Genomic DNA, 13,548 nt, shown 5'->3' with positions numbered 1-13,548 from the left:
GCTAAATTATTAGGTGCTAAAATATTTCAAATTGCCCTATTAACGGGCAAGGTACAAAAAAACAAATACTACAACTTGCCGTTTTACGTTTTACAAAAGACTAAACAGGGCTTAAAAAGCCATTTTATTTCTATTAAAACACCTTCTATGAAAAAAGTAAATCTTACTTTAAAGCAAGCTTTTCGCTTTGCATTTGTTGGCCTGCTGGCTGTTTCTTTGTTCTCATCGTGCAAGAAAAATGATCCTTACGATTTTGAAGATACCATTGGCGCCGAGGTTAACCTCATTAATGCCAGTCCTGATGCCCCTGCGGCACAGCTATACGTAGAAGATATTTTAAGAACGCCCAGCAGTGTTACCTTTGGCCAGGCATCGGGCTATTACAAAACCTTTTTAGGCGATCAGGATGTGATCATTAAATCGGCCACGGGCGAAGCTACGCTGAGTTCTTCTCATGTGCAGTTTGATGCCTTTAATAGCTATACTTTTTTCCTGGTAGGCCAAAACAGCGGTTTAGGGATAATTACCGTTACCGATGATGTTACTGCTCCGGCAGCAGGCAAAGCCAAGGTTCGTTTTGTGAATGCTTCGCCTAACGCATCATCGGTTAGTTTAATTATTGGCGGTAATGTAATAGCTGCTAACCAAAACTTCAGAGCAGTGGGCTCATCCGTAGAAATTGCGGCCGGTACGTATGCTGTTGTGTTAAGTAATGTTGCCGGTGGTACCACCACTACCAATACTACGGCAGGTGTAAGCTTTCAAAGCGGTAAAATATATACGGTTTATGCCAAGGGACTTGTGGGCAGTACAGGCACCACAGCATTTACCGCGGGTATATATAACAATAAGTAGCAGCACGTTAGGTAAGCGGCAAGTAATTGAGGTTTGAATCAAAGTCTGAAATTTTTTTTAACGGATGCTTGTTAGTTTTATTTTTTTGGAATATATTTGCAGTCCGAAAAATAAAAAGATAATTAGCTAAAAATGGCAAATCATAAATCAGCAATAAAAAGAATCAGAGCTAACGCTACCAAGCGTTTACGTAACAGATATCAGGCTAAAACTACCAGAAATGCTATCAAGAAATTAAGAGGCTCTACTTCTAAAGCTGAAGCAGCTCCTTTGTTGACTACTGTAATTTCTATGATTGACCGTTTAGCTAAGAAAAACGTTATTCATAAAAACAAAGCTTCTAACAACAAGTCGAAACTGACTAAGTTTGTTAACAAGTTAGCATAAGCATATTCGTCTGTATAGATGATGAAAGGGTTGCATTACAATGCAGCCCTTTTTTGTTTTGTCCGCTTTTTTTAAATAGCTTAACGGCGTGGAAGCGTACGAAACCAAAATAAGCATTAAGGCCTGGGCGGAAGAAGACCGCCCGCGCGAAAAGTTGAACGCCCAGGGCCGCCGGGCGCTGAGCGATGCCGAACTCATAGCCATTCTGATAGGCTCGGGCAGCCGCAACGAATCGGCCGTGGAGCTGAGCAAGCGCATTTTGCATCATTATGAAAACGATTTGCAAAAGCTGGGCAAGGTATCGGTTAGTGAGCTATCGAAGTTTAAGGGGATAGGGGAGGCCAAGGCTATCTCTATCATCGCAGCACTTGAACTGGGCCACCGCCGCGGTGATACCGAAATTAAGGCACCCGAAATTGTGAATGGCAGCCGTAGCGTATACAATGTGCTAAAGCGCCATTTGGTAGACCTGAACCACGAAGAGTTTTGGATATTGCTGCTGAGCCGCAACTGCAAGATCATAGCCAAGGAACTCATTAGTAAAGGAGGACTATCGGGTACGGTGGCCGATCCGAAGATCATTTTCGGCATTGCCTTGCAGCACCAGGCGTCGTCCATCATCCTGGCGCATAATCATCCTTCGGGAAACCTGAAACCCAGCCAGCAGGATATAGACCTTACGAAAAAAATTCATGCCGCCGGTCGTATACTGGACATAGGCGTACTTGATCACCTGATCATCACCGACGGCGGCTTCTTCAGCTTTGCCGACGAGGAGCTGTTGTAAATGTGAAATTTTGGGGAGATATGCAGATGCGGAAATATGCAGATGGGAAAGTGTGCAAATGTGCAGATGAGGTGAAGTGCGGATTAATGAACTTTTTTGATGAAAGTATGCACTTATCCAAACAAATATGAGCGGGTAAAATTTGCCTTACTCGCACCTCGCACCTCGCACCTCGCACCTCGCACCTCGCACCTCGCACCTCGCACCTCGCACCTCGCACCTCGCACCTCGCACCTCGCACCTACGCCAGTGGCAGGCTAAAGAAAAAGGTAGAACCCTGGCCCATCTCGCTTTCTACCCAAATGTTACCGTTATGGCGTTGAATAATCTCGGCGCAAAGGTACAAACCTATGCCAAAGCCCGATATGGTTTGCGTGTGCTTGCTATCTACCCGGTAATAGCGCTCAAATAATTTTTCGATGTCCTGTGGCTTAATACCCATGCCTTCGTCCTTAACGCTCACGCGGGCCATTTCATCAACGATGATACAATTGACCTCTATACGTTTACCCCGCGGAGAATATTTGATGGCATTGCTTATAAGATTGGAGATCACCGAGCCTATCTTATCGCGGTCGGCAGCCACCAGGGCCGCATCACAAGGCAGCAATACCAGCTCGTGGCTTGCGGTGGTAAGTATAGTTTCGTCTACCATATCTTTCACCAGTTCATCCAGCCTGAACTGCTGAATATCCAGATGAATTTTGCCCGATTCAAGCCTTGATACGTTCAGGAAACCATTGATCATGGAGCTCATTTTCTTTACCTGGATACTTACCTTATCAAGCGCACCGGTAACAAAGTTGTCATCGTTCTTTTTGGCGCGGGCATGCAGCATTTGTATGTAAGCGCTCAAAGAAGTAAGCGGCGTTTTTAATTCGTGGCTCACCATGCCTATAAAATCGTTTTTACGCTGCTCGTCCTGCTTCTGCTCGGTAATATCAATCAATACACCCGAAAAGTAAGAACGGCCGTCTTTAGGGTTCTTATTCAATTTACCGGATGCCCTTACCCAACGAATTTTATGATCATTGTTTCCTAAAACCGGGTGTTCAACGTTGTAAGAATCATCATTGGCCAGGGCTTTTTCAACCTCTGCTTCAATATATTGGCGGTACTCCTCCGGAATTTGGTTCACCACATCGGCGTAACTCACTTCATCATTTGCATTAAAGCCAAACAATTCTTTTAACCGGGTAGATGGTATAAACTCGCGTGACACTACATCGAGGTACCAGGTGCCCATATTGGCAGCGTCTACCGAAAAGCGGAGCATCTCTTCAGCATTTTCAACCTTACGGCGCGATATGACCTGCTCGGTAACATCAGTAGCCACTACAATAATGCTCGACGTTTGATTAGCATCATCAAAAATAGGGTGGTAGGCAAAGTTGAAATAGAGTTCTTCTAATACGCCGTTACGTTCTAATTTGGCATGTACCTCATTGCCGTAATAGGTTTGTCCGCTGGTGTATACGCTGTCCAGTATATCCAAAAAGGGCTGACCTTTTAATTCAGGCAGTGCATCTTGCAGCGGCATACCTATAATGCTGCTATTTTTACCCCAAAGTTCGAGTATTTTATTATTGGCCGCTTCTATAACCAGTAACTGGCTGGTAAGTATACCAATAGCTACAGGGGCCTCGGCTATCATATAGCGTATGCGTGCCTCGCTGGTTGCCAGGCGGCCTACAATTTCCTGCAGGTTTTCTTTGGTGTGGGCCAGTTCCTCGTTTGTGGTTACCAGCTCTTCATTGGCCGATGCTACTTCTTCATTAATAGCGGTAAGTTCTTCGTTAAGGGCCTGCTGTTCGCTATAGCTTTGTTCGAGCAATAAGCGGTTGTTTACCTGGTTGGTAATATCTTCGGCGGCTACTATAATGCCGGTTACGTTACCTTCGGAGTCAAAAACAGGGTCGTAATAAAAACTTACATATTTGGTGACAGGCCCTTCGGGCGAGTCTAAATAAAAAACTTCTTCTTCCTGTCCATAACCTTTTCCGGTTTCAAAAATGCGCCTCAATAGTGCAGGGAAAGGCTGGCCTTCCAGTTCAGGCAAAACATCCATTAGGCGGCGGCCGGTAATGTCTTCAACGGTTCGTCCCCATAAATTGGCCAGTGGAGTATTGGCTATTTCAATAACCCAATCTTGCCCGCGTAATATCATGAGTGCATAGTGAGCCGTCATGACCAGGCTGCGCAAACTCAGCGCTACTTCTTCTATCTTTTTACGGGCGTTTACCTGCTCGGTAACATCGTGGGCAATAGAAATAATTGATACCGTTGTGCCACTTTCATCTTTTACAGGCTGATATACAAAGTTGTAATAGCCATTTGTAAGAATACCATTATGGTTAATTGTAGCTATTGACTCATTACCATAGTAAGTGTTGCCGTTTGTGAAAACCTGATCGAGTAACGGAAAAAAAGGTTGTCCAACCAATTCGGGTACAGCTTTAGAAAAGGTAAGACCAATAACATCTGAAGTTTTACCCCACATGTTGAGCATGTAATTATTGGCCGATTCTATAACAAGGCTGCGGCTGGTAAATACAGCTATAGCTACCGGTGCATCTTTAATAAGGTTACGGAAGCGGTTTTCGCTTTCCGCAAGTTTGCTGGTGCGGTTGGCCACGCGCTCTTCCAGTTCGGCATTAAGCATGGCAAGGCTCTGTTGCGATATGTGCAGTTCTTCGTTAGTAGAACTTAACTCTTCATTAGCCGATGCCAGCTCTTCGTTCAGCGCTTGCTCGCGCATGAGGGCATTATTAAGCTCATAACTGTAGCCGTTGTTCAGAATGGTGCCTGTGTGCAAGCCCACAGTATTTAAAAAGTGGCGATAATCGGCATCAAGCTTTTTACGCGGCGATACACCCATAACCAGGTAGCCACCTATGCGTGCTTCATCTGTGCTAACGGGTACAATTAGGGCTTCGGTGCAGGGTGTGCCCCACGTGCTCAGTGCAGGCTCGGCCAAATACTTATTAAGGTCTTCAATATAAATAGCATCGCTGCCATTCATACCCATCATGTAGGGCCAGTTAACGGCTGCTTCATTAGCCGGACTTAAGCCCGAACTTATGGTAAGCAATGCCTGGTGGGTATTTTCGTTATCGGTTGAAAATAATTGGTAAAACGGAATATCTTCGCGGCAGTGGTCAAGAATGCTCTGCACTTTATTAATAGCTTCCTGCAAGCCATGCGCGCGGTTAAGCTGCTGTAATAATTTAGTTAAAACCTGGTTACGGCGCTCGTTAATAACCCGGTAACTGGTTTCAATAACAGCGTTAAAAACACCGCCAATGCTGCCGTCTAAAGCTGTAATGGGCGATAAGGTGTAATCAAAATAACACTCTTCTACATAACCGTAGCGGTTCATGAGTAGGAGCGAGTCGGGCTGGCGAATAGATTGGCCTTTGTTTAATACATCATTAAACTGCTGCTCCAGGCCATCCCATATTTCGGGCCATACCACGGCGCCTGGTTTGCCCAGTGCCCACGGATGTTTGTTGCCGGGTATAGTGCTCCAGGCGTCGTTATAAATGAGTGTGAAATCAGATCCCCAGTAAATGGCAATAGGGAAGCCCGAATTAATGCTCAGGCTAACGGCCGACCTCAAACTGTCGGACCAGGTATCTGGTGTTCCTACTGAGGTTTCGGCCCAATTGGCCAACCGTATAAATTCGCCCATATGACCGCCGCCTTGCAAAAATTTAGGTGTGTTTGACACTATCTGGAATATTTAAAGAGTTTAAACAGCTAAATAGATTAATGTAAAATGAATAAACGCATTTCTGATAAAATAGTTGATGCAATTTTGGTTTTGCTATTGATCCCTGTAAGTAATATCAAAAGATGACTTATTACTTAACGGCGCAAATTGGCCCTAAAGTGTAATTGACGAATTCATTTTAAAACAGCTTTAGCTGTTTTTGTACGGGTGGTTTTGCTTCGCCAAATACCGTGCGGCCTCCGTAACGCCATGACTCATTGCGTTCGCGTTCAATCACCTTATCAAAATTAGCGTTCGGCGTAAACCCGTGTTCGGCGTTTTGGGCTATCTGGCTTAGCTTTTTAATAGCCTCTGCTTTATCGGTGTTGCCTAATTTTGAGCGGTTAATGGATTGATGCAGTACATTCAATGTTTCATCATATACTTTAACCGGAACCGGGAAGGGGTGACCGTCTTTACCGCCGTGGGCAAATGCAAAACGCGCGGGGTCTGTAAAACGGGATGGCGTACCATGGATAACCTCGCTTACCAGCGCTAAAGATTGCAGCGTACGAGGGCCGAGGCCTTGCAGCAGGAGTAGTTCCTCAAAATCGGCCGGTTGTTTTTCATGGGCCAGCCATAATAGGGCACCAAGGCGTTTTAAATCAACGTCTTTAGCGGTAACCTCGTGGTGGTTGGGCATCACTAGCTGACTTATTTCTTTCAGCATATGCTCGGGCTGCTCGGCGGCTATGGTCATGATGGCATTGCGCGAGGGATTGGCACGTGCATCGGCCATATTTAAGATGTGGCCGGTGTTTTGACCGCAAATGGCCGTATGTGGGTCATTTACGAAAGACTGCAGTGCTTCGGAATGCCAGTGATAGCGCCGGGCAGTTTTAGTAATAGGGTTCATGCCTTGCTGTATCACCGTCCATTGCCCCTGCGTGTTCAATATAAAGTTGTGGGTGTATAGCTGGAAGCCATCCTGCACGGCGGTGTTATCTACCTTGGCGCTCAACTTACTGCACCGCACCAGGTAATTACCATCGAGGCCGGTGGCTTCGCTCACTTTGATCAACTCATTTGGCGTTTGGGTAGAGTGTTTGCCTTTGCCGCCACAAATGTAGATGCCCAGCTCTTTAGCGTGCGGGTTAACTGCACGTTTTAAAGCCCCCATAACCGAAGTGGTAATACCCGACGAATGCCAGTCCATACCCATAACGGCACCCAGGCTTTGGAACCAGAAAGGATCGCTCAAGCGCTGTATTACCTGTCTGTTGCCATATTCCATTACCATGGTTTCTACCACGGCCAGCCCCAGTTTAGCCATACGTTCGGCCAGCCATGGCGGTACATAGCCATAATGTAAAGGAAGATCGGCATTGCCTGAGCGTTTCATGCTAACAAAGTTAGTAAATTGAATTTTATAATGAATGTTTAAACAACAATTTGATTTACTGAGGGTTAATTAAAATAAACAATACTAATGGATTTCAACTGGAAGGAAATTTTTATCAACGATTTGCATTGGAGTTTGGCCGCCGAAATCATGATCAGAACATTGATCATGTTTATTGTGATCCTGGGATTTCTCAGGCTTTCGGGCAAAAAGGGCGTAAGGCAGTTGTCACTTTTTGAAGTCGCAATTATTATTGGATTAGGTTCGGCCGCGGGAGACCCCATGTTTAACCAAGATAGTGCAATACTGCCTGCATTAATTGTGTTTGTGAGCATTTTATTATTTTACCGGTTTATTACCTGGTTGGCCAGTAAATTTGAGTGGTTTGAAAAAGTGCTCGAAGGCGAGCCGGTATATGTAATTACAGAGGGTGAGTTTGTAATTGATAACAATGAGCCGTCGTTTGCCAAGGATGAATTTTTTGCCGAAATGCGGCAAAAGAATTTAGAGCATGTGGGCCAGGTTAAAACTGCAATTTTGGAAACTAATGGACAGATCAGCTTTTTTTATTACCCGGATGAAGATGTGAAGGATGGGCTACCCATATTACCAAAGCTCTATCATAAAAAAACGAAGCAAGGTACACCAGGTAAAAATGCCTGCACTTTTTGTGCCCATGTAGTAGATTCTGTAAGCGAAAAAGGAAAGTGCCCGCGTTGCCATAACGAAGAATGGGTAGCAGCCATTTGTACTACAAGGCTTACCTAATCGCATTAACAAATATTGCCCGGTAACAGCGGCTAATACATTTTTATTTGGATGTGGTTTGGTAGCAGTGATAATGCAGTTATCCGAAATTAAAAAAATCCTATCTTTGAGCCACTATAGGATACAATGAAGATTTCATATAACTGGCTTAAGGAGTTTATCACTACTGATAAAACGCCCGAAGAGCTATCGCAAATATTAACCGGTATAGGCCTGGAGGTAGAAAGCCTCGAAAAAGTACAAGCCATACCCGGCGGACTGGAAGGCTTGGTCATAGGCTACGTAAAAGATGCCCAGCAGCATCCCAACGCCGACCGTTTACGCATAACCAAAGTAGACGTTGGCGGCCCCGAAGACCTGCAAATTGTTTGTGGCGCCCATAACGTTGCTGCCGGACAAAAAGTGGTAGTAGCTGTGGTAGGTACTACAGTTCACCCAACCGCAGGTGAGCCATTCAAGATCAATAAATCTAAGATCAGGGGAGAAGTTTCAGAAGGAATGATCTGCGCCGAAGATGAAATAGGCTTAGGTACCGATCATGCCGGCATTATGGAACTGGATGCTGACGCCACAATTGGTACTCCCGCTAAAGAATATTTCAAATTAAATGACGATTACCTGTTCGAGATTGGCTTAACCCCTAACCGGGCTGATGCCACCTCGCATCTAGGTACCGCGCGCGATATTGACGCTTTCCTGCAATCCAATGCATTTATAAAAAGTTTAAAATACATTGAAGATGATGATTCTGAAGTTACTTTAAAATCTTTTATCAATAAACCCGATGTTTCTGCTTTTAAAGTTGATAATCAGGATAGAACCATCCCAGTTACCATTGAGGCCCAGGCTGCTTGTCCACGTTATGTCAGCGTAACTATTACCGGTGTTAAGGTGCAGGAGTCGCCACAGTGGATCAAGGAACGTTTAGCTGTGATAGGCGTACGTTCTATTAATAATATTGTGGATATAACTAACTATGTATTGCACGAATTAGGTCAGCCACTGCACGCTTTTGATGCCGATGCTATAACAGGCAATCAGGTATTGGTTAAAACTTACCCTGAGGGCACGACCTTCGTTACACTTGATGATGCAGAACGCAAGCTATCGGCCGATGATCTGATGATTGGTAACGCCGAAGAGCCTATGTGTATAGCAGGTGTTTTTGGTGGTGCAAATTCGGGCGTTAAAGAAAGCACTACAGCGGTGTTTTTGGAAAGCGCATACTTTAACCCGGTATCGGTGCGTAAAACATCAAAACGTTTCGGCTTAAAAACCGATGCCTCGTTCCGCTTTGAGCGTGGGGTAGACCCTAACATTACAGTATTTGCTTTAAAGCGTGCTGCGCTTTTAATTCAGCAGGTAGCAGGCGGGGTTATCTCGTCCGAAATTTCTGATATATACCCGGCCCCGGTTGAGCCATTTGCGGTGGAAGTTACTTACCATAACATTGACCGGCTGATAGGTAAAGCTATTGGACAGGATACCATTAAGTCTATCATCCAGGCACTGGATATTACCATTGCTAATGAAACCGCCGAAGGTTTATCACTGCAAGTGCCGCCTTATCGGGTAGATGTAACCCGTGAGGTTGATGTTATTGAAGAGATTCTCCGTATATACGGTTATAACAACATTGAAATTCCTACTCAGATACGCGCTTCGCTGAATAACAGCATCAGGCCTGATAAAGATTCGGTACAGAATGCCATCGCCGACTTGCTATCGGCCAATGGTTTTAACGAAACCTTGTCTAACTCTTTAACCAGCTCTTCCTACGCCGATAGTTTGGATAACGCGGTAAAGCTGTTAAACCCATTGAGCAACGATTTGGATATTATGCGCCAAACGCTGCTATACTCGGGTTTAGAAGCTATTGCTTACAACCAGAACCGCCGCCAAACTGATTTGAAGTTTTACGAATTTGGTAAGACTTACTTTTTTGAAGACGGCAAATATGTAGAAACTCAAAAGATATCTGTCTTTGTAACCGGCGCTACACAAGCCGAGCAATGGAATCAGAAAAGTACACCAGTATCATTCTATCACCTCAAAGCGGTGGTTGATGGTTTGCTGGGCCGCTTGAGTATAACCGATTATACCATCGACGAAATTGTAGACCATGAGTTTACTTATGGACTGCAATACAATTTCCGTGGTGGTAAAACGCTGGTTAAATTTGGTTCGGTACTGCCAGGTGCATTGAAAAAAGCAGGGGTAGAGAAAGAAGTTTTCTACGCCGACTTCAACTTTGATGTACTGCTTAAAATTGTAAGAAACAACAAGATCATCAATAAGGAAATATCGAAGTTTCCATCCGTCCGCCGCGATTTGTCGATGCTGGTTGATACGGCGGTAACCTTTGGCCAGCTAAAGCAAATAGCCCAAAAAACCGAGCGTAAATTGCTGACCGAGGTAAACGTTTTCGACGTATACCAGGGCGATAAGCTGCCAGCCGGTAAAAAGTCGTACGCGTTAAGCTTCATCTTACAGGATGAAGAAAAAACGCTGACCGATAAGGCCATTGATGCCATTATGCAAAAATTAATCTATAATTTTAGCAAAGAAACCGGAGCGGAGATAAGGAAATAGTTATTAGTGTATTTAGTTATGGAGTATATTAAGTCTAACTTATTTACTTCAATAACGTAGTAACTCAATAACATAATAACTAATAATAAAACATGCCCTCAGTAACTGACCAGTTAAGTATTGTTGTAGAAAAAACGGAGCGCCTTATAGCGCTTTGTGGTGCCTTACAGGAAGAAAATGACCTGCTTAAGCTGGAAAACCAGTCGTTGAGCACGGTATTGAATGTAAGTAAAGATAAGAGCAAAGAGTTAGAAGAAAAGCTTCGTGTATTGAAACTGGCAAAATCATTTTCAGAAACAAATGAGAAAAGCCTTGACATCAAGCAAAAAATTAACGAATTTGTGCGGGAAATTGATAAGTGTATTGTGTTGCTTAAAAAGTAACACTGTAAAGTGAACAAGCTCAAATGGGAGAGATCTCCATAAAAATAAATATTGCCGACCGTGTTTACCCCTTAAAGGTAGAGATGGAAGAAGAGGAATTGATACGCCGGGCAGCTAAAATGATCAACGACCGCATAAAAGAATACCAGGAAAATTATGCGGTTAAAGATAAGCAAGACCTGTTATCAATGAGTGTGCTGCATTATGCAACCGCCTCATTAAAAGCAGAGCGCAAGGTAACGGTTGAGGATACCACCGTAGCCGAAAAAGCTTACCAGTTAGATCATATGCTAACCGATTTCTTTAACAAGCAATAACGTTCTTTATAAACTAATTATAGAGCAAATTAAATTTGACCGTGGTTAAATTTTAAGTTTCACTGGCAAACGCAGGTTTGTTGTCGGTTGGTTATCAGCAGGTAGTAGTTTTTACTTGCTGACCGGCTTAGGCAGCAGGCTTATGTACATGAATACTTGAATTTTAGTTGCGGTTTTTTATTATATATATACCAAATTATGAATGTATTAGAAGTAATCATCGGCCTGCTGGTCGGGGCCATTGTTGGCTTCGCTATTGGGCGTTACCTGCTTAATAAGCTATTTAAAGAGCGCGATGTGGCGGCTCAAAATAAAGCCAAAAAGATTTTAAAGGATGCGGAGAACAACGCCGAGATCCTTAAAAAGAATAAACAACTGGAAGCCAAAGAGCGCTTTTTACAACTGAAAGCCGAACACGAGCAGGAAGTAAATGCTAAAAACAACGCCATAAACCAGCGCGAAAATTCTATCAAGCAAAAAGAGCAATCATTAAATTCTAAATTAGAAACGGCTAACCGCAAAGAGAACGAGTTAGACAATACCCGTAAAAATTTAGAAAAACAAACCGAGATACTGCATAAAAAGCAGGAAGAGGTAGACCACCTGAAACAGCAACACGTACAGCAACTGGAAACTATTGCCGGTTTAACTGCTGAGGAAGCTAAAAACCAATTGGTTGATAACCTGCGCGAAGAAGCGCGTACCAAAGCCATGATGCAAATCAAGGATATTGTAGACGAGGCTAAGCTTACCGCTACCAAAGAGGCTAAAAAAGTGGTTATCCAAACCATTCAGCGTACCGCTACCGAGAGTGCTATTGAAAACACGGTATCTATCTTCAACATTGAGAATGATGAGATCAAGGGTCGTATCATTGGTCGCGAAGGTCGTAATATCCGTGCGCTGGAAGCAGCTACCGGTATTGAGATCATTGTAGACGATACTCCGGAGGCTATCATTCTTTCAGGCTTCGACCCGGTTCGCCGTGAAATTGCCCGTTTGGCTATGCACCGCTTGGTAACCGATGGTCGTATTCACCCTGCCCGTATTGAGGAGGTGGTTGCCAAAACCCGTAAGCAAATTGAAGAAGAAATTGTAGAAATAGGCGAACGTACCGTAATAGATTTAGGTATCCACGGTTTACACCCTGAGCTGATCCGTATGGTTGGCCGTATGCGCTACCGTTCATCTTACGGACAAAACTTATTGCAGCACTCTCGTGAGGTAGCCAATTTTTGCGCCACCATGGCGGCCGAATTAGGCTTAAACGTTAAGTTAGCCAAACGCGCCGGGTTACTGCACGATATTGGTAAAGTACCAGATGATAACCCGGAATTACCTCACGCAATTTTAGGTATGCAACTGGCCGAAAAATATAAAGAACACCCTGAAGTTTGCAACGCTATTGGTGCTCACCATGATGAGGTGGAAATGACTTCCATGATATCGCCTATCATCCAGGCTTGCGATGCTATTTCGGGAGCTCGTCCGGGTGCACGCCGCGAGGTGGTAGAAAGCTATATCAAACGTTTAAAAGAACTGGAAGAACTGGCTTTGTCTTATCCTGGCGTAGAGAAAACCTTTGCCATACAGGCCGGTCGTGAACTGCGTGTAGTGGTAGAAAGTGAAAAGATAAGCGATGCACAGTCTGAAGTATTGGCAGCCGATATCTCTAACCGTATTCAAACCGAAATGACCTATCCGGGCCAAATTAAGGTAACGGTTATCCGCGAAACACGTTCTGTTGCTTTTGCCAAGTAATCAGTATAAAAACATTTATAGCGAGCGACAAAGTCAAACTTTGTCGCTTTTTTTAATATCTACTACATGAAACCAACCGCACAACAGCGACCAGTTGATCTATATTTTGAAGAATATAATGCCGTTTATCAGCGCATGACGTTAAAGCCGGTAGCTTATGTATCTGTTATACTATTGCTGTTCGGCTTAATGGCGGTAGTATGGGCAATGCCATTCCCCCAACTTGCCTTTTTGGGTAAATACAAGGGTTACATCAATTGGGCATCGTTCCTTATTGCAGCCGGTATCTATTATTATCTGCGTTTATCGCCGCTCATGTCTTATCTGGTATTATTGCTGCTCCTGGCTTTCTCCTATGCTATAATTGCTTTAGAACAATGGCAAAAGCAAGGTGGTGCACCGCTGCTGGCCGTGGGGGCAGTTGCCTTATTGGTTGGTTTGCTTGGGCAGCTATTGGTTTTAAACCAGGCAGGTGCCGCCAAAACATGGCGCCTGGTAGGTTTAGCGCCCGGTTGGGCCGCAGTTAGCTTGTTTAAGTTGGTAAAGCTTAAATATTGAAACTGCCTATTATTAGGTATATAACT

General features: G+C 44.2%; 11 protein-coding genes. 9 read left to right on the top strand and 2 right to left on the bottom strand.

Features of this window, described 5'->3' with window-relative positions:
- The first annotated feature begins 147 nt into the window (after positions 1-147).
- The 3 genes from IEV61_RS03150 (at position 148) to radC (ending at position 2,029) form a co-directional block, all read left to right on the top strand.
- Positions 148-855 (top strand): DUF4397 domain-containing protein, encoded by a 708-nt coding sequence (locus IEV61_RS03150; RefSeq protein WP_188413676.1) that lies wholly within the window; start codon positions 148-150, stop codon positions 853-855.
- Positions 856-987: 132 nt separating this feature from the next.
- Positions 988-1,242, top strand: coding sequence for a 30S ribosomal protein S20 (gene rpsT / locus IEV61_RS03145; RefSeq protein ID WP_188413674.1), 255 nt, complete (start codon positions 988-990; stop codon positions 1,240-1,242).
- Between the two features lie 88 nt (positions 1,243-1,330).
- Entirely contained in the window at positions 1,331-2,029 is a 699-nt protein-coding gene (gene radC / locus IEV61_RS03140) for a RadC family protein (RefSeq protein WP_188413672.1), read from the top strand.
- 241 nt (positions 2,030-2,270) lie between these two features.
- On the opposite strand, the gene IEV61_RS03135 is transcribed toward radC, so the two are convergent.
- On the bottom strand, positions 2,271-5,759 hold the full coding sequence (locus IEV61_RS03135; RefSeq protein WP_188413670.1) for a PAS domain-containing protein: 3,489 nt from the start codon (positions 5,757-5,759) through the stop codon (positions 2,271-2,273).
- 181 nt (positions 5,760-5,940) lie between these two features.
- On the bottom strand, positions 5,941-7,143 hold the full coding sequence (locus IEV61_RS03130; protein ID WP_188413668.1) for a DUF763 domain-containing protein: 1,203 nt from the start codon (positions 7,141-7,143) through the stop codon (positions 5,941-5,943).
- A gap of 87 nt (positions 7,144-7,230) precedes the next feature.
- On the opposite strand from IEV61_RS03130, the gene IEV61_RS03125 reads away from it, so the two are divergent.
- From IEV61_RS03125 to IEV61_RS03100, 6 genes are all read left to right on the top strand, one after another.
- Positions 7,231-7,911, top strand: coding sequence for a DUF421 domain-containing protein (locus IEV61_RS03125; RefSeq protein ID WP_188413666.1), 681 nt, complete (start codon positions 7,231-7,233; stop codon positions 7,909-7,911).
- 126 nt (positions 7,912-8,037) lie between these two features.
- Positions 8,038-10,503 (top strand): phenylalanine--tRNA ligase subunit beta, encoded by a 2,466-nt coding sequence (gene pheT / locus IEV61_RS03120; RefSeq protein ID WP_188413665.1) that lies wholly within the window; start codon positions 8,038-8,040, stop codon positions 10,501-10,503.
- A gap of 92 nt (positions 10,504-10,595) precedes the next feature.
- Positions 10,596-10,886, top strand: a complete 291-nt coding sequence (locus tag IEV61_RS03115) for a hypothetical protein (RefSeq protein ID WP_188413664.1) — start codon at positions 10,596-10,598, stop codon at positions 10,884-10,886.
- 23 nt (positions 10,887-10,909) lie between these two features.
- Positions 10,910-11,203, top strand: a complete 294-nt coding sequence (locus tag IEV61_RS03110; RefSeq protein WP_188413663.1) for a cell division protein ZapA — start codon at positions 10,910-10,912, stop codon at positions 11,201-11,203.
- Positions 11,204-11,401: 198 nt separating this feature from the next.
- Positions 11,402-12,964, top strand: coding sequence for a ribonuclease Y (gene rny / locus IEV61_RS03105; protein ID WP_188413662.1), 1,563 nt, complete (start codon positions 11,402-11,404; stop codon positions 12,962-12,964).
- Positions 12,965-13,030: 66 nt separating this feature from the next.
- The gene (locus IEV61_RS03100) at positions 13,031-13,522 is read left to right on the top strand and encodes a DUF962 domain-containing protein (protein WP_188413661.1); all 492 of its coding nucleotides are present in this window, start codon (positions 13,031-13,033) and stop codon (positions 13,520-13,522) included.
- The last annotated feature ends 26 nt before the right edge of the window (positions 13,523-13,548 follow it).

It is taken from the genome of Mucilaginibacter galii, from assembly GCF_014635825.1.
GTDB lineage: Bacteria > Bacteroidota > Bacteroidia > Sphingobacteriales > Sphingobacteriaceae > Mucilaginibacter > Mucilaginibacter galii.
Note: the sequence above shows the minus strand (reverse complement) of the source record. Positions and strands in the feature narration are given on the sequence as shown.